We start from the raw sequence: 17,756 nt of genomic DNA on the forward strand, positions 1-17,756 counted from the left end.
TCCCTCGTTGCACACTCTCAATCTGTAACCATTTAAAGTGTTATATCTGTATCTTTATTAGTTATCTGTACCCAACTAAGGTAACAGCATTGATGAAGAGTTGACCAGAGGTTTGTAATGCTGATTAAAATGATTCCGTTTGTGTTTGTAATATTGTGGTCGTCAGGTTTTGTCGGCGCACGTCTTGGTGTTGAATATGCCGAACCCGCAACATTACTTTCATTGAGGATGGTAGCCAACGTGGCGCTGTTCTTGGTTTTGATTGCAATCCTTAAGCGTCGTATTCCTCGTGGTCGAGCATTCTTCCACGCAAGTGTGGTTGGCATCTTGATTCATGGTTTCTATCTTGGTGGCACCTATCTGGCGATTGATATAGGTATGCCCGCCGGGTTGAGTTCTCTACTTGTTGGCTTACAACCGATTCTTACCGCATTGATTATGATCAGCTGTACTTCGCAGCGTTTTAATTTTGCACAGTGGTTGGGGTTAGCGCTTGGTTTTGCGGGTATTAGTTTGGTGTTGATGGGCAATATTGAATGGCAGTCAGACGACCAAAAAGGCTTGGCAACGTTATTGTGCTTGGTTTCTTTGGTGGGTATTACCTGCGGCACTTTGTATCAGAAGCGCTTCTGTCAGGGGACAGATATGGTCGGCGGTGCGATGGTGCAATATTTGGCTTCTGCCGCGTTGTTTCTGCCGTTCGCAATGCGTTACGAAACTATGCAAGTAAACTGGACGATAGAATTCACGTTGACTCTAATTTGGCTGGTGGTCGTTCTGTCTTGTGTTGCCATCCTATTGTTGCTTTACATGGTAGAGCACGGTGCATCTTCAAGTGTGGCTTCGGTCTTTTACTTGGTGCCACCGACGACAGCAATCCAAGCGTGGCTTATTTTCGGTGAGTCGTTCGACATGTATGGCGCGATGGGCTTTGCCTTGTCTGCTGCGGCGGTTTATTTGGTGGTGAAAAAGCCTGAGTTAATTAAGGCTCGTAGGCGAACAGTGTTAGAGCGGTAGTTTGTATACCAAACTCATCCTACTAAAAATCGATGACTAGAAACAAAAAAGAGCCTGAATATTCAGGCTCTTTCTATATAAAATATTGGCTAGCGACTTTTGATTAGCGTTTCATCAAGCAAGCGTAAGCCGTTGTAAACGGTGCTTCTTGGTATTGCTTAAGGCCAGTTTCTTTGAACTTCATCATAAGAGGGTTGCGCTTAAGGCTCTCCTTGATGTCAGCAGGTGATACAACGGTTACGTCTAGGCCGTCGATCAACTGAATTGCTGCTTCTAGTTTGAAGCCGAAGCCACCGCCAGCAAATTTGCCTTTAGTCTGACGTTGGCGAATTACAACTTTTTCTACTTGGTAATCTTCCATTAACTTTGCAAAAGAGAATTGAAAGTCTTTCATATTCTGTGTGTCGTTTGCGTCGCTAATCGCAACCTTAGAAACTCGGCAATCAGGAATGTTAAATACGCCGTCTGACAGAGAAAGAAGACAGATGACTGCATCGTTACCTTTGATTTCAACACCACAAATTTTCATGTTCTTACCTACTTATTTTAGAGCCCTACATTATGGTGTTATTTCTAACACTTCTCCAGTATTTGCGCGTATCAGCAGCAAATAAGTCTAAATCAGAGTGTATTTTAGTCGCCGAAAGTGAACCTTTGATTGAAAAAACATCACACGAATTTACGGTATCGTTTGCTATGAGATGAAGCTCACAAAAGCTTAGCGGGATTTCATATGTGTGCTGTATATTGCGCGCGCATCCCTATTTGAAGTGTGGTTATTAATCCCAATGAATATCAATAATCTTTCGATTAAGAGTAAAATCGCGATCCCGCTGTTGGTGATTGTGATTGTTTTTTCTACCGTTACTGTGCTCAACGTTATCAGATCAAATGCTCAAGCTGCGATTAATAACGAGCTCAATAATGTGGTTCAGCCAGTGCTAGACAACCTAGAAGATGGCTACCGAGATATCTACCAAATTATCGCTTCGGCACAAGGTCTGTTGCTTGCTAAAGACCAAGCGGCGATCGAGTACCAAAAGTTTGAATTTAAAGACAACGCTTACAAAGCGGTTCCTCGTTTTCAAAGTGTCGAAACCTTGTATCAAGCGGGTGTGTTGGATCCATCTTCACGTGGCGAGTTATCAAAGCTCGTTAACGCGATGAGCAAGTGGGTGGCACTGCACGAGCCAATGTTCGCTGATCCAGCAAACGCAGACCAATACAATATTGATTACTCGTCAGCGCTCGATGCTGAGTTTGCGATCATTCGTACTCAACTACGCGATATTCGAACTCTGATCGAACTGAAGCAGAAAGAGCTTCGTCAACAAGCCGATGACTCTATTGAATCAAGTAAGTTGATCATAGAAGTGGGTATGGCGGTTGCTGTTTTCGCTGCACTTTTCGCGATGTGGTTATCGAATCGCTTTATTGTTCAGCCAATCCAGAACGTAGAAAAAGCGATGAATGAGATCGCATCAGGCGACGGTAACTTATCTCAACGTATGAAGGTCGAAGGTAATGATGAGATTGCTCGTTTGAGTTCCGCTTTCAACCAGTTTGTTGGCAAGATCCATGTTACTGTCGAACAAGTGATCTTCACATCGAATGCGGTACGCGCTGAGATGGAAAACATTAAATCGTTAACGCAAAGTGTTGCTGAATTTTCATCGAACCAACAGCGTGAAAGTGAAGTAGTCGCGGCGGCGGTTCATGAGATGCAAGCAACCAGTGAAGTGGTGAGTGGTAATGCATTAGACGCAGCAACCGCAAGTAACGTTGCAAACCATGAAGTGGAATCGGCTGATACTACGCTTGGCTTAACTGTTACTTCGATTGAACGCCTTGCGCAAGATATCGAGAACGCGGGTGGTGTGGTTCAAGAACTGGACACAGACGTGAAGAACATCGCCTCAATCCTTGGCGTGATCAAAGGTATTGCAGAACAAACCAACCTACTTGCTTTGAATGCGGCAATTGAAGCGGCACGAGCGGGTGAACAAGGTCGTGGCTTTGCGGTTGTGGCTGATGAAGTTCGTGCGCTTGCGAGCAAAACTCAAGACAGTACAGGCGAAATCCAATCAATGATTGAACGCTTAGAAGTTGGCGCGAAACACGCGGTTGGCGTGATGACTGAAAGCAAAGTGAGTGGCGAGAAAACCATAGTTCAGGCAGGAACGGCGGCGTCTTCATTGAGTGAGATTCGCAACTCAATCGGCAAGATGAATGACATGAACACACAAATCGCTACGGCGGCTTCGCAACAGTCTCAAGTGTCTGAAGAAGTGAATAAGAATGTTCAACGCATTGCTGAAAGCACCATGCAAATGGTCGAAATGGCGAGCAGCGCAGAAAATGCATGTATGGCATTGGCCGAACAGTGTGAAGCGCTTGATAGCCTTGTGTCTCAGTTTGAAGTGTAATTTTCAAAATTAGACAGACGAATATGAGCTGATAATAGTTGCTCATTTTGAATTCCATTAATTAGCGTTGAACGACAAGAAAGCCCGCATTCTATGAGTGCGGGCTTTCTTTTTGACTAGGTGATCAGTCTTTTGACTAGGTGATCCGTTTTTAGACCAAATCAATCATTCAGTGTTAGCTGCTACGTCCGTCTTTGTATGTGTAACGGTAGTCAACTTTTACGTTCGCTTGGTAATGGATGTCGCCGTTCATGTTAGTGATTTTTTTCACTTCCATATTCGCATCATCAATCTTGAACGAATCGTATTTGGTTGTCTGTTGGAACTGTGGCAGTTCTCTTGAAAGCTCAAAAGGTGTTTTTTCGCTTAACTCATCCATAAGGTTGGTGCCTGCATCGTATGCTTCGGCTTCACTAGCATATGTGTCAGATTTTAACGTTGTTTCTTGAATCGTTGTTTTGGTTGCTGCGAACGCTGTTGTGCTGAGTACAAGAGTTGATGCAAGTATGATTAATTTCTTCATAGGGATACCTTACCTTGTTGTACTGGTGATTTAGAGATTCTCACCCTAGCAATAGGGGATGAGATTAATGTTAGGACAAAAATATGGTTCTGTAAGGGAATGACTTTAGGTGCCGAAGATTTATGCCCAGCGCAAATCAAGCAAGGTGACACTGATATCTAACTTCAATACACTGTATGGGTAACCAAAGTTCAGCATAAGGTAAAGGCATGGCCAATTGGGAAGGGGTAAGTGAGTTTGTTGCAGTGGCAGAGCGTGAAAGCTTTACTGGTGCGGCGCAGAAACTCGCTACGTCGGTGGCTCAAATCAGTCGGAGGGTGGCAAACCTCGAAGAACGACTCGCAGTGAAACTGCTCAATCGAACGACTCGAAAGGTGTCTCTAACAGAGGCTGGGCAACTCTATTACCAACAATGTAAGTTGTTGGTCGAAGGTTTAGAAATTGCTGAGCTTGCGGTCACGCAGATGCAATCCACACCAAAAGGCTTACTGAAAGTTACCGCGCCTGTGACTTATGGTGAGCGCCAACTCTCTCCAATACTCCATCAATTCTTAAAGCTTCACCCGCAAGTAGAGCTTGAGCTGATGCTGACCAATCAAAAGCTCGATCTTATCGATTCGGGTGTTGATGTGGCGATTCGTCTTGGCCGATTAGAAGACTCAAGCCTTGTGGCAAAGAAGCTCTCTCAACGCCAACTTTATGTATGTGCAAGCCCTGAATATATTGAACGTTATGGTGAACCGCATACATTATCAGAATTAAATAATCACCAATGTTTAGTCGGTGGATTTGAACATTGGCGTTTCAAAGAAAATGGTCGCCCTCGCTCAGTTCGTGTTAACGGACGTATTAAGTGCAACAGTGGTTTAGCCTTGTTAGACGCAGCTAAGCAGAGCATTGGCTTGGTGCAGTTACCTGAATACTACGTGAGTGAAGACCTTGATTCTGGTGAGTTGGTTGAGGTGCTGTCCGATTATAGAGACGACAAAGAAGGGATATGGGCGCTTTATCCTCAGAACCGTAACTTATCTTCGAAAGTTCGTCTGCTGGTGGACTTCCTTTCTGAGCAATTGGATTAGTTTATGGCTTAAAACCTCCACCGATAAAAACGGGCTTCAGAATAGAGATTCTGAAGCCCGACGTGTTTTAGGATTAATTAGCGTTTGATTACGGCTTACTAGACCGAAAATGTATTAGACGGTGAAGCGATCTACCAAGTGATACAGCTCATTTGCACGACTGTTGAGGTTTTGGCTACCTGTACGGTTTTGATTCGCGAGTTCGGCCGATTGTGAGCTTTGGTCAGAAATCACCACGATGCGTTGAGATATCTCTTGGCCGACAATATTCTGCTGTTCAGTCGCTGTCGCAATAAGCGAGTTCATGTCCATGATGGTATCAATCGACGCTTGGATCTTCGCCAGTGCTTCGGCTGCGGCATTCGCTTCTTCCACGGTTTGCGCACTTCGGTTTTGACTTGAATCCATCGCTTTCACAGCAGCATCTGAGGCAGCTTTAAGTTGCTCAATCATCTTATGAATGTCGCCAGTGCTCTCTTGAGTACGGCTTGCTAGCTTACGTACCTCATCGGCTACTACAGCAAACCCACGCCCTTGTTCGCCCGCCCGCGCAGCTTCAATCGCGGCATTCAACGCAAGTAGGTTAGTTTGCTCGGCAATGTCTTGGATGACCGCCAATGAAGAGGAGATGTTTTGTACATCGCCTTCTAAACGAGACACCACGGTGTTCGCTTCTGATACTTCGCTCGCTAGGCCTGCCACCGAGTCTGCAGCTGCGTTTACGATCTGTTGCGCTTCTTTTGCATTGCCCTCTGCAAGCTTGGCGGAATCCGCCGCTTGGCTAGCGTTGCTCGAGATCTCTTGCGCCGTTGTGGTCATCTCAGTCATCGCTGTTGCAACTTGTTCTGTCTCTTCACGTTGCCCTGTAGCAATCTCGTCGACCTGCGCAGCACGAGAAGACATGCTAGATGTCTCGGCTACGACTTGCTGACCGACATCACTTACGCTGCGAATGATGGTTTGCAGGCTTGCCACAAAGGCATTGAAGTTCTCGCTGAGTTTTGTGAACTCGGGCGCTTTGAAGGTTTCCATTCGAGCGGTTAAGTCAGCTTCGCCACTCGCGAATGCGCTGATTGAACGATCAAACTGCTCGAGTGGTTGCATGATGGTACGGTTGACGGCAACGGCAAACACAGCAACTACTAGGGCAATCAAACCACAGAATATAGCGATGGCCGTCAATGAGCTTTGTAACGCAGCATTTGAGCTCTCTTTCATCTCTGCGATGACCGCATCGATGTCGTCAGTATAGAAGCCTGTACCTAGCATCAAGTCCCACTGGGGAACGAATATCGAGTAGCTCAGTTTCGGTAGGGCTTCGGATTGACCAAGTTTTGGAAAGTAGTAGGTGGTGAATTCACCAAGCTTTGAGTTCTTGATCAAGTCACGAATCAGGTAGTTGCCTTTTTTGTCTTGCAGGTCGTAGTAGTTGTTACCAATACCATCGTTGTTTTGTCCAACAACCACTCGAACGCCTTTAGAGTCGTAGCCAAAGATGTAGCCAGATTCGCCATATTCGAGTGTTCTTAATGTTGGTAAGGCTTCTTCTAATGTTGCACCTCTATCCAAAAATGGGCTGATCGAAGAGTAGGCCATTTGTAGATACGCTTTGAGTTCCTTTTCTTTCATCGCCATCATATTGCTACGCGTCGATTCAACTTGCTGTGCGGTTAGCTCGGTGCTCTTCATATACGTCACGCTCATCATGCCAATTGCCATTAGTAGCAACGGAATGAAAGAGAGAATATAAAGGCGGTTTTTGATGGTTAGGGTCATGTCACGCTTCCTGTGTGATTATCTCATGCAATTTTCAACACATTATTAATGTGGTTTTAAAATGTAAATGGACTTGTTGTTGAATTGTTATCCAGAAATGTTTTTGTTTTATAAACATGATGGCGGTTAGGTTTTTGACGTTAGAAGCCTTGCAACTAGGGGCTTAATGATAAAAAGAGCGGTTTGTTACGATGCTTTTGAATTTGGCGCTGCTTTGGTAGAATGCGACGCTTTGTAGCACCCTGCTATGTCTATTCGTTAAGTGAGAAAGATTCATGAACAAAAGCCATGTGACTATTGGTTTAACTAACCCAAAGAGCCCGACAAACGTTGGTGCTGTTATGCGCGCGGCTGGTTGTTACCAAGTCGACGAAGTTAAATACACAGGGCAACGCTACGAAAAAGCCGCAAAATTCCACACCGATACTAAGAGTGCTGCGCGTACTATCCCACTAACGGGTGTCGAGTCGTTTTTGGATAACCTTGATTCAGAAACGAAAATTGTTTGTGTAGAACTCGCTGAGGGTGCAACACCACTGCCGCGTTTTAAACACCCAGAAAATGCCATCTATATCTTTGGCCCTGAAGACGGTTCTATTTCTCAAGATGTCGCCGACAGAGCAGATCATGTTGTTTATGTACCAACAGTAGGCTGCATGAACTTGGCTGCGACAGTTAACGTGCTGCTTTATGATCGCCTTGCTAAGTCAGATGAAATGGACGAGAGCAACGAGCTGATTAAGAAAAGCCGTGATAACCGTAACCATCTGCTAATCAAAGAAAAGTAATTCTCTGCTTCTAGTGTTATCTATCCCGTACGCAATCGGATATTATCTTGAGTTCATCATCAGATAATTGAAGGGTTAGATAACACCATGGAAGACAAGCAATTACTTGCCGCGCTACAGCAACACTCTGTCCTCGATCTCTATCAGTTATTCCAAGAAGTTGGTCAAAACCGCTCTTTGTATGCATTACTAGAGAGGTTATCTTCCCTTAAAGAACATCATCAACTGAGTACTCGTCTTAGCCCTTTTAAGCCTCATATCGAAGGATTGCTAGCTCAATTTGATAGCGCCACGCCAGATAGCGAGATCCTCAAGGCAGTCGCTCTTCAGTCTGAGATTCAGCAACGAGGCCACAGTATGAGTCGTTACATCATGACATCAGATAACCATCGCCATTTTTCCCCAAGTGTAGACCTAGTCATGTTTGGTGATTCGATCACCGAATGGGCCCCGTGGGCGGATATCTTTCGCGATGTTTCGATGGTCAACCGTGGCTTAGCGGGTGACACCACAACTGGCATGTTGCGCCGTATTGATACCACGTTGAATGTGAAGCCAAAGCTGGTGTGTTTTATGGCAGGGATAAACGATTTAGCTCAGGGTTATGATGTCGACCATATCTACCAGAACTACATTGATATGCTTAAGGTGTGGCAAGAAAATGAGATTCGCATATTGGTGCAATCAACGCTTTATGTTGGCTCTAAACTGCAAGGTTTAAATCCGTCGGTTGAACTGCTCAATAGCAAGCTAAGCGAGTACTGTACACAGCAAGGCATTGCGTTCTTAGATGTGAATTCAGTATTGTCGCCTAATAAGCTGTTGTCGAACAAGTACTCGTGTGATGATCTGCATTTGAATGCGAAGGCTTATCAAACTTGGGCTGAGATACTTCAACCTACGATAGCTGAGCTACTAAAATAGACTCACGCAAAACGCTAGCTAGACCGATAAACAGCTTAGCTAATACAAGAAAAGCCAAACCCTAGATTTGTTTCGCGAACCATAAGGACATCAATGTGAACCTAAGACAATTGGAAGTCTTTTACGCCATTATGCAGACCGGAACCGTATCTGGAGCCGCGCGCAGCTTGCATGTGTCGCAACCAAACGTGACCCGTATTTTGGCGCACACGGAGCAACAACTTGGGTTTGGCTTATTCGAACGAGTTAAAGGGCGGTTGGTGCCAACGGTTGAGGCAAAAACCTTACTGCCAGAAGCGGAAAAGGTGTATCAGCAATTGGGGCAATTTCGATCTCTGACCAACAAAGTGAAGCAAGGCCATCAGCATTTACGCATTGGTGCGCCGCCGATACTGGCGACTAAATTACTAACTCAGGTAATAGCCCAAATGTCTCGGGAACAAGAGCTCTCTTTTGAGTTGCTGACTGCAAACCGTGATGAGCTGTGTGCTGGGTTATTAAAGCATGAGCTTGATATTGCTATCGCGTTTGGCGATGAAGCACCGCCTGCGATATTAAGTGAAACGCTATTAACCGAATCACTAAAGGTTTTGGTTCCTTCCAATACGGTTGATCATTTCCCCGCGGAATTAACGTTAGATGATCTGATCAATTATCCGCTGCCAATCATCGGGCTCGATAGCCGCGATCCATTAGGCCTCCTGTTACATCAACGCCTTATTGCACGTGAGCAGCATTATCACCACCCGATATCTGTACGTGGGTATAGCGCCGCTGCGGAACTGGTCAAGCACCAAGCGGGGTTTGCGATTGTTGATCCGTGGACGGCAGAGCAATATCAAAATGACGATGCGGTCTGTGTGTTGCCGCTTCAACCAGACATCCAATTTTCGGTATCGATGCTTTGCGCAGAGCACACCCCTCAGTCGATTTCCGTTAAGCAATTTATCGCTTCATTGAAAATCCATACTCACCCTATAACTTAAGGTTATAGGCTCGCCATAAATAGGCATTCGGCAGCTTCGAAGTTCTTAATTAAAGTAAACCCATACAAGGGCTTATTAATTAGGAATACTCATGTCGATCGCTCAACCTTACCTTCTTTTTCTTGGGGATGTTACTGACCCACTCGCTGCAAAAACAGCTCGCGGTATTCATCAATGGCGACCAGAAATCTGCCTAGGTCAACTGCGTTTAACGGGTGATACCGTTTCACTGGGCTTAACGGATATGACCCTGCAAGAGGCGCAAGCGCAGGGCGCGAAGACGCTAGTGATTGGTACCGCAAATCCGGGTGGTGTTATTCCTGATTCTTGGCAGTCAACCATTATGGCCGCTGCAGAAATGGGATATGAGATTGCATCTGGCATGCACCAACGATTGAGTGAATTTTCACCGCTTGCTGACATGCAGCAACAAGGATTGACTAAGCTTCATGATGTACGCCATTTTGACGGTGTTCTTAATGTTGGTAACGGTAAGCTTCGTCAAGGTAAGCGCCTGCTTACTGTCGGAACTGATTGCTCAGTAGGCAAAATGTTCTCGGCATTAGCGATTGAAAAGTCGCTTAAACAAGCGGGAACATCCGCTCAGTTTAAAGCGACAGGGCAGACAGGTATTTTGATTGAAGGCAGCGGTATTTCGATTGATGCGGTGGTTGCGGATTTTATTTCTGGCGCAGTTGAAGCGATTAGCCCTGATTTTACCGACCACGATTGGGACATCATTGAAGGGCAAGGCTCTTTGTTCAACCCTTCGTTTGCAGGCGTGAGTTTGGGTCTTTTACATGGCGCACAAGCTGATGCCTTAGTGCTGTGTCATGAAGTTGGGCGGCCACATATTCGTAACCTTCCTCATGCTAAATTACCAAGCATAGAACAGACGATTGAAGCCAACTTGCAAGCGGCGCGACTGACTAATCCAGACGCGAAGCTGGTGGGTATCTGCTTGAACACGTCGGCGATTAGCATTGAAGAGGCTGAGACATTGTGCCAAGAATGGACCACACTCTATCAAGTGCCAGTGACGGACCCAGTGCGCTTTGGTGTACAACACATTACTGATCATTTGCGACATTCACTTTAACGACTTCATCATTTCTACGTTTCCATTTGTTAAAGTGAACATCAACCGAGTGAAATTATGAAGATTACAGCTGAACCCATTATTATCGCGATGCAAACGCCTTTTCGCATCTCTCGTGGCAGTCGAACTGAGTGTCACGTTGTTCGTGTTTACATTGAACATGGTGGCAAACGAGCTCAGGGCGAATGCACGCCTTACCCACGATACGGCGAGTCATCGGAGTCTGTGTTAGCGCAAATCCAACAAGCGTCTAGCGCACTTGAAGCTATGTTTGAACGAGGCGTTACTGATCCGGCAGAGCTAAGAGATCATCTTCAGTCTTTATTGACCGGAGGGGCAGCGCGCAATGCGGTCGATTGTGCGCTTTGGGATTTTGAAGCTCAGCAGAACGACCAGACGTTTCCGAATAGCTTGTTTGAGTTGCCTGCTCAAATCGTGACTGCAATGACAGTCTCGATTGGCACGCCAGAAGCCATGGCGACTCAGGCTCGAGACTATGTCGCGAATGGTGCGAAACTTCTGAAAGTGAAGCTTGACGGCGAGCGGGTGGTAGAGCGTGTTCGCGCGGTACGAGAAGCTGCGGCAGATGTTCAAATTGTATTGGATGCGAATGAAGCGTGGACAGGATTGAATCTCGAAGAGTTGTTCAATCAACTGGTAGAATTTGATATTGCGATGATCGAGCAGCCGTTACCCCAACAGCACGATGCCTCATTGGCGCACATCAAGCACCCGATACCACTGTGTGCTGATGAAAGCTGTCATACCACTTCGCAACTTTCATCTTTGTTAGGCAAATATGAAATGGTCAACATCAAGCTCGATAAAACAGGTGGTTTGACCGAAGCATTGGTACTTGCTGAAGAAGCTCAAAGGCTAGGATTTACGCTGATGTCGGGTTGTATGCTCGGTACATCGCTGGCGATGCGTGCAGCTCTGCCTATCGCCGTTCAATCTGAAATCGTCGACCTCGATGGCCCAGTTTTACTTGGCCAAGATGTAGCGCCAGCACTGACTTATCGAGATGGAATGATTATTCTTTAGTTCCTAACAAATTAGCTAGGTGTCTCTTCATACAAAAATCGCATAAGCGTTAACTTATGCGATTTTTTGTTTGTACCGTTTTACAGAGATAAGTAAACCATACTGCAACTGCTCACTTGTTTCATTGAGTGGGGTGTACTGAATTGCTAAATACAACCCGCCTAGAAAATACAGTGTTTAGCAAAATCGCCCGCTTCATTAGCCGTCCAGTCACCTTTAGGCTTTTCTTTCATATCCGCACACCAAGCTTCACTGCCAACCTCGGTACAAGCCATTAATTGAGTAGCAAGGAAAAGTATCAACGCGATTTTCTTCATAATAAACATTCCGTTGTGGTCTAAATTTCTGCTTATAACTGTATCAAATCCCACAAGTGATTGTTATAGCTGCTAAGAACTTAAGGGCGTTAATAATGATGTGGGGTTGAGCTGAATTCGAGGGACGGTAAAGAAGCGAAGGTTTGCTTGGCTTTAAGATCGAAAAAGCCAGCAATGTATGCTGGCTTTGAAATTCTTAATAAGTGTCTATTCGTTATTTCGCTTTAACTACTTATCGATTTATACCAATTTCATCTCTTGGATGATGTCCGAAGCAATCTCTGGCTTCGTGCTTGTTGGTTTCTCGTGTAGGTCTGCTTTCAATTGTCCCTTACGGTTACTTAGGCCCGCTTCAAGTTTCTTAAGTGCTGCAGCGATAGCTGGGTACATAACATCGTCTGTCGATTTTGCTGTTACTCGTACACCTTCGTAGTTGGTGAATACTTCAACCTGATGTTGACCATGTTCTTTTGTAATGATGATGTCGCAGCTAATCAGTGATGGAAAATGGTTAGATATCTTTTCGAATTTACCTTCGATGTCTTTACGTGAGTCGTCGTTAATTGATACGTGATGTGTTTGAACGTTTATTTTCATAAATCATACCTTTCCAATGACTGTGTCATTTAAACGTAGCAAACATCGGATAGATTAACCAATAGAGAAAGTACACATGTGTGATTGACTTCAGTGTTATCAAATAATCTCTCCTTCCTCCCTTGAAAGTCCGAATAACTGATCGCATATTATGTTTCGTGTTTTCGAGACATGTTCAAAAATACTCCATCCTTGATAATTTGCTCTAACGTAGCGCTCAATTCCAGTGAATCTCTCTTTATCGGTTTTATAATTCCGAACTTGTCACTCCATTGATTTTCTTTCCAGCTCACTCACTTTTTCTTCTTTGATTAAAAACTCAGCTTAAGTTACTAATTTATAGACACTCAACTGCCCACTCCATATTGAAGTGAAACTCTCCTGCTGTGAGTTGAGACTCGGGTATGGTAATGCGTGCTCGAATATCGACTTCTTTATTGGATGCCAGTTGATCGACAGGAAATTCGACGCCCTGACGCCAATAATTAATGTCACCTTCATAGCGAACCGGCGTTTCGACTTTGAATCGCACAAGTTCTGAAATGCGAGACTCATCAATTGAGCCTAGATCAATATGTTGCAGTTTGAGCAACAATCGAGAATCTTTGCGATTGGACTCAAGCTTAAGCGTTATCGCTCGGGCATCGTATTCTCGGCCACTGAATTTAAGCCGTTTAAGTGTATTAAAACCATCAAAGCCATTAAGATTGATGCAGAAATGCTTGAGCTGTTAGGCAGTGAAGATGGCAACACAGCGATGATCAAAGTGAGCTGGGATGAGAAGGGAATGAAGGTCTATAAGGATGGCTACTTAGCAGATTATGAGTACGGGATTGCCCCTCATGAGATGCAAGAAAACTACGAATTAGCACCTAAGTAACTCGATTCGATTGCAGAAAAGCGCCTTGCTTAGTTAGTGGGCGCTTTTTTGTTGCTCACCAAAATATGACGAAACTCACACTTTTCTGACAATTAATGACTCGTTGTGCTAGTATGCGCCGCTTGTCTTTGTAATTGATAAAAAACGCATTACCAAAACAGACTTTTCTGTTTACCTGCTTGTAATGACCTCATTCAGTTTGGCCTGACTTGGCTGAACATCTGCATTTTGCTCGGACGCAAAGAGAGTAGTACTCACTACTTCACTATGTACATTTGAGAGCACCATCTATCAAAGGCCTTTTTGAAACAGCCTAAATTAGCGCGAACTTAGTTCAGCGTGAAGGGTTTCGTTTTTCCAAAAATCCCTATCGGCGGCTAAGTGAACCTTAGTTGCTGACAAATAAGGAGTCTATATGACGACTACGGTATCTACATCCGTACCTACATCTCAAGCTGGTAACGCAGCGCCGACAGAGAAAGAAGTAAACCACCCGTTTCTCTCTTTGGTTATCATGGTGATCGTTGCTGCAATCGCAACTTACTTCATCCCTGCTGGTGAATTCGAGCGAGTGGTCATGAATGGCCGCACGGTTATCGACCCAGACAGCTACACACAATTGACCAGCAACCCAACAACATTAGCCTCTTTTTTCGAATCATTTTTTAAAGGCTTCAAATCCGCTTCTGGCGTGATGGGCGTTGTGGTATTTGTGGGTGGTGCTTTTGGCATTATCAAACACATGGGTCTGTTAGACGCATCCGTTGTTGCACTAACTACTAAGCTAAAGAAGCAAGGCTTATACGTGATTGCGCCTGTGATCATGACGGCGATCTTCTTCAACGTTACCTTCACCGGTATGCGTGAACTTGATGTCATTTTCATCTCTTTGATGATCCCGATCTGTATCAAGCTTGGCTATGACGCGATTACGGCACTTGGCGTTGTTTTACTGGCAAGTTGTGCCGGTTTCGCGGCCGCTTTGGCTAACCCATTCTTTACGGGTATTGCACACACTATCGCTGAACTGCCTATGTATTCAGGCATGTGGTACCGCTTTATTGTTGGTATGTTCATGTTGTTAACGGGTGCATGGTATGTGCTTAACTACGCGCGCAAAGTTAAGCAAGATCCGACCAAAGGCTTGTTACACGGCACGGGTTACCACTATGAATCAAATGTTGAAGCGAAAACACTGACCACACGTGAAAAGCTTGCGGGCATCGCGTTCTTGGGCGTATTCGCATACATGATCTTCGGCACGTTGACGATGGGGTTCGGCTTCACCGAGATTGCGGGTGCATTCGTGGCGATGGCTATTATTCCGGGTTTGGTGGCGGGTTTATCTCCGAACAAGATCTGTGAGTATTGGACCAAAGGTGTTAGCGACGTATTGATCGCGGTACTGATCATCTTTTTTGCTCGTTCAGTGCTAACCATTATGGAAGACGCGAAGATTGTTGATTCTATTATCTTCTATCTTGCACAGATCATTTCTGGTAGCTCTAAACTTGTGGCAGCAGCAGGGATCTACTTCTCGCAGGCTGCGATCAACCTGTTCATTCCATCGGGCAGTGGCCAAGCGGTGATCACCATGCCAATCATTATTCCGTTGGCAGATATTGGTGAAGTGACTCGTCAAGTGGCGGCACTGGCTTCTCAATTGGGTGATGGTATTTCTAACTATATTTACCCAACCAATGGTGGCTTGTTGGCGGTATTGGCTATAGCAAAAGTACCTTACACCAAGTGGGTTCGTTTCTTCTTACCACTGTTCTTGTTCTGGTCGGTAGGCGCTTTGGTTTCTGTTGTTATTGCTCAAATGATTGAGTTAGGGCCTTTCTAAGGTTTCTGTTTAATCGAATACATGGACAGTTAAGGCTTAACTGAAGCTGTGTGAGTAAATAAGAAGGCAGCGAATTCGCTGCCTTTTTTCGTTTAAAGAAAAGCTATTCCAACGTTAAAGGTTACTCTTCAAATTGGTAAGAAGAGGGCACCACAATCACGCCTTGTTTTGATATGTGGAAGCGTTTCGCATCGGCAAGGCCATCAAGACCGATCTGGGTTCCGTCAGGCACCTTAACGTTCTTGTCGATGATGCAGTTTTGTATGTGGCAATTTTTTCCAATCTCAACATCTTCAAACAGAATACTATCAATCACAATCGCGGCATTGCTGACTTTCACTTTCGGGAAGAAGATTGAGTTTTGCGCCGAGCCGCCTTCAATTACAACGCCATTCGCTATCATCGAGTTGATGAATATTCCTTGATTACCTTCAACTGAAGCAATGGTTCGTGCGGGTGGCAGCTGCGGTTCGTAAGTACGAATCGCCCAATCAGGTTGATATAAATCGATAGGCGAAGCTGGCTTTAACAGGTCCATGTTGGATTGGTAATAAGAGTCGATAGTACCAACATCTCTCCAGTACGCATCTTGGGTCACTCGGCCTTCTTCATCCCCAAACTTGTATGCGTAAACACTGTTGTTGCACACCAATTTAGGAATGATATCTTTACCAAAATCGTGGCTTGAGTTCGGATCTTCGGCGTCCGCCAGTAGCGCTTGTGTTAGTACTTCTTTATCAAAGACGTAAATACCCATTGAAGCCATGCTTCGAGTTGGCCTACCAGGTACACATGCAGGGTAACGTGGCTTTTCGGTAAAGTTATTGATCTCTAGAGATTCATCTATCTCCATCACACCAAACTCTTTGGCTTCGTCAATCGAAACCTCCATGCACGCCACAGTTAGGTCGGCCTCGTTCTTTTTGTGCTGCTTGAGCATTGGTGCGTAATCCATGCGATAGATATGGTCACCGGATAACACCACCACATGCTTGGCTTCACTGCGTGAAAGTAGATACAAGTTTTGATAAATCGCATCGGCAGTACCGCTGTACCAGCTATCACCGGTTCGCATTTGTGGAGGAACATTGGTGATGTATTCGCCGAGCTCAGGGTTAAGCACCGACCAACCATCTCTTAAATGTTTTTGCAAAGAGTGAGATTTGTACTGAGTCAGCACCAAAATTTGGCGTAGCCCAGAGTGTAAGCAGTTCGCGAGTGTGAAATCGATGATTCGATATTTGCCACCAAAGGGTACCGCAGGTTTTGCACGGTTATCGGTGAGAGGGGAAAGCCGAGAGCCAACACCGCCGGCCAGAACGATTGTTAGAGTGTCTTGCATGATCAGAACCTCAATGTATTTATGATTATGAACATAGACTTGCAAGCACTAAGCCAAATGTAACTCATTGAATATTATACGAGGCGAGATTGATTCTTGTTGTTCTGCACCAAAATAATGCGTGCGAGATATTGGCTTGCTCTATTTTGATCCAAAAAAGATCCGAACAGAGTGAAGGGATTGGGTTAACAAAATGACGCACGGAAAAGCTGCATTACAAAACTGTCAATAAAATGAAGAAATAAAGTGGTCGGGTCGATATAAATTTACATAAATAATCACAACTTTTCACAAATTGATTTCCATCAATAAAGTAGGGTTATTCTATGATACCTTGCACGCAAAATAAGAAATGATTACTCATTCACCAACAAAGATTAAGCCCCCAAAAGGAAATTATAATGAAAAAAACAGTATGTGGTATTGCGGTTATTGCGGCTCTTATGTCAACCAATGTTCTTGCTCATAAAGAAGGTGATTTCATCATCCGTGCAGGTGCAGCAACGGTATCTCCTAACGATAGTAGTGGCGCTGTGTTGAATGATCCAAATACAGAATTCTCTGTAGACTCAAACACTCAACTTGGTTTGACTTTTGGCTACATGTTTACAGATAACATCAGCTTTGAAGTACTAGCGGCAAGCCCATTTTCTCACAACATTTCTGCAACTGGTCTAGGTGAAATTGCTGATACGAAACACCTACCACCAACGTTTATGGTTCAGTATTACTTTGGCCAAGCAAACAGTGACTTCCGCCCTTACGTAGGTGCTGGTATCAACTACACTGTATTCTTCGATGAGTCACTAAATCAAGGAGCGAAAGATCTAGGTTTAAGCGACTTATCTCTTGATGACTCTTGGGGCTTGGCAGCAAACATTGGTATGGACTACATGATCAATGAAGATTGGTTTTTGAACGCATCGGTTTGGTATGCAGATATCGGCACTACAGCAAAATATAAGTTTAATGGTCAACAGTTCTCGACAGACGTTGATATCGACCCATGGGTATTCATGATTGGTGGTGGTTACAACTTCTAATCTCCCTATACAGTTTACTAAAGGCGCTCAAGCATCAGCCAGCTTGGGCGCTTTTTTTTGGTTCATCGC

General features: G+C 44.8%; 17 protein-coding genes and 1 pseudogene. 11 read left to right on the plus strand and 7 right to left on the minus strand.

All coding sequences use genetic code 11. The features are described from left to right. Positions 1-117: 117 nt before the first annotated feature. Positions 118-1,017, plus strand: a complete 900-nt coding sequence (locus AB4167_RS05790; RefSeq protein WP_102429238.1) for a DMT family transporter — start codon at positions 118-120, stop codon at positions 1,015-1,017. Between the two features lie 103 nt (positions 1,018-1,120). On the opposite strand, the gene AB4167_RS05795 is transcribed toward AB4167_RS05790, so the two are convergent. Further along, positions 1,121-1,546, minus strand: a complete 426-nt coding sequence (locus tag AB4167_RS05795; RefSeq protein WP_017071370.1) for a DUF3010 family protein — start codon at positions 1,544-1,546, stop codon at positions 1,121-1,123. A gap of 259 nt (positions 1,547-1,805) precedes the next feature. Between AB4167_RS05795 and AB4167_RS05800 the strand changes: the two genes are divergently transcribed. Continuing rightward, a complete protein-coding gene (locus AB4167_RS05800; protein WP_372136279.1) occupies positions 1,806-3,443 on the plus strand; it encodes a methyl-accepting chemotaxis protein in 1,638 nt (545 codons plus the stop codon). A gap of 175 nt (positions 3,444-3,618) precedes the next feature. On the opposite strand, the gene AB4167_RS05805 is transcribed toward AB4167_RS05800, so the two are convergent. Next, a complete protein-coding gene (locus AB4167_RS05805; RefSeq protein WP_048611671.1) occupies positions 3,619-3,966 on the minus strand; it encodes a DUF3316 domain-containing protein in 348 nt (115 codons plus the stop codon). A gap of 209 nt (positions 3,967-4,175) precedes the next feature. Here AB4167_RS05805 and AB4167_RS05810 point away from each other — a divergent pair, with 209 nt between their 5' ends. After that, complete coding sequence (locus tag AB4167_RS05810; protein ID WP_372136280.1) at positions 4,176-5,045, plus strand: LysR family transcriptional regulator; 870 nt, start codon at positions 4,176-4,178, stop codon at positions 5,043-5,045. 114 nt (positions 5,046-5,159) lie between these two features. Here the strand turns inward: AB4167_RS05810 and AB4167_RS05815 are convergent, their stop codons facing one another. Then, positions 5,160-6,821, minus strand: coding sequence for a methyl-accepting chemotaxis protein (locus AB4167_RS05815; protein WP_268672850.1), 1,662 nt, complete (start codon positions 6,819-6,821; stop codon positions 5,160-5,162). A gap of 275 nt (positions 6,822-7,096) precedes the next feature. Here AB4167_RS05815 and AB4167_RS05820 point away from each other — a divergent pair, with 275 nt between their 5' ends. From AB4167_RS05820 to dgcA, 5 genes are all read left to right on the plus strand, one after another. Continuing rightward, positions 7,097-7,609: an RNA methyltransferase gene (locus AB4167_RS05820; protein WP_017111519.1), complete on the plus strand. Its 513-nt coding sequence runs from the start codon at positions 7,097-7,099 to the stop codon at positions 7,607-7,609. Between the two features lie 87 nt (positions 7,610-7,696). Then, positions 7,697-8,533, plus strand: coding sequence for an SGNH/GDSL hydrolase family protein (locus AB4167_RS05825; protein WP_371725254.1), 837 nt, complete (start codon positions 7,697-7,699; stop codon positions 8,531-8,533). A 95-nt stretch (positions 8,534-8,628) separates the two neighbouring features. Further along, positions 8,629-9,519 carry a LysR family transcriptional regulator gene (locus AB4167_RS05830; protein WP_017066887.1) on the plus strand — a complete coding sequence of 297 codons (891 nt, stop codon included), beginning with the start codon at positions 8,629-8,631 and terminating at the stop codon, positions 9,517-9,519. A gap of 91 nt (positions 9,520-9,610) precedes the next feature. Continuing rightward, positions 9,611-10,618 carry an N-acetyltransferase DgcN gene (gene dgcN, locus AB4167_RS05835; RefSeq protein WP_017061677.1) on the plus strand — a complete coding sequence of 336 codons (1,008 nt, stop codon included), beginning with the start codon at positions 9,611-9,613 and terminating at the stop codon, positions 10,616-10,618. Between the two features lie 57 nt (positions 10,619-10,675). Then, positions 10,676-11,662: an N-acetyl-D-Glu racemase DgcA gene (gene dgcA, locus AB4167_RS05840; protein ID WP_372136281.1), complete on the plus strand. Its 987-nt coding sequence runs from the start codon at positions 10,676-10,678 to the stop codon at positions 11,660-11,662. A gap of 161 nt (positions 11,663-11,823) precedes the next feature. On the opposite strand, the gene AB4167_RS05845 is transcribed toward dgcA, so the two are convergent. The 3 genes from AB4167_RS05845 to AB4167_RS05855 form a co-directional block, all read right to left on the minus strand. Next, a complete protein-coding gene (locus AB4167_RS05845) occupies positions 11,824-11,979 on the minus strand; it encodes a DUF3012 domain-containing protein (protein WP_017061679.1) in 156 nt (51 codons plus the stop codon). Between the two features lie 240 nt (positions 11,980-12,219). Further along, a complete protein-coding gene (hpf, locus tag AB4167_RS05850; RefSeq protein WP_102320895.1) occupies positions 12,220-12,576 on the minus strand; it encodes a ribosome hibernation-promoting factor, HPF/YfiA family in 357 nt (118 codons plus the stop codon). Positions 12,577-12,913: 337 nt separating this feature from the next. Next, positions 12,914-13,171: a hypothetical protein gene (locus AB4167_RS05855; protein WP_229648214.1), complete on the minus strand. Its 258-nt coding sequence runs from the start codon at positions 13,169-13,171 to the stop codon at positions 12,914-12,916. 57 nt (positions 13,172-13,228) lie between these two features. Here AB4167_RS05855 and AB4167_RS05860 point away from each other — a divergent pair. Together AB4167_RS05860 and AB4167_RS05865 are read left to right on the plus strand one after the other, a co-directional pair. Further along, positions 13,229-13,456: pseudogene (locus tag AB4167_RS05860) on the plus strand (hypothetical protein); the annotation flags it as partial. Between the two features lie 415 nt (positions 13,457-13,871). Further along, a complete protein-coding gene (locus AB4167_RS05865) occupies positions 13,872-15,302 on the plus strand; it encodes a YfcC family protein (RefSeq protein ID WP_102320897.1) in 1,431 nt (476 codons plus the stop codon). A gap of 121 nt (positions 15,303-15,423) precedes the next feature. On the opposite strand, the gene glgC is transcribed toward AB4167_RS05865, so the two are convergent. Further along, positions 15,424-16,644, minus strand: a complete 1,221-nt coding sequence (glgC, locus tag AB4167_RS05870) for a glucose-1-phosphate adenylyltransferase (protein ID WP_102320898.1) — start codon at positions 16,642-16,644, stop codon at positions 15,424-15,426. 401 nt (positions 16,645-17,045) lie between these two features. Here glgC and ompW point away from each other — a divergent pair, with 401 nt between their 5' ends. Next, a complete protein-coding gene (gene ompW, locus AB4167_RS05875; RefSeq protein WP_008216576.1) occupies positions 17,046-17,687 on the plus strand; it encodes an outer membrane protein OmpW in 642 nt (213 codons plus the stop codon). Positions 17,688-17,756 lie beyond the last annotated feature (69 nt).

Source organism: Vibrio sp. 10N.286.49.E11, assembly GCF_041469505.1.
Taxonomy (GTDB): Bacteria; Pseudomonadota; Gammaproteobacteria; order Enterobacterales; family Vibrionaceae; genus Vibrio; species Vibrio crassostreae_C.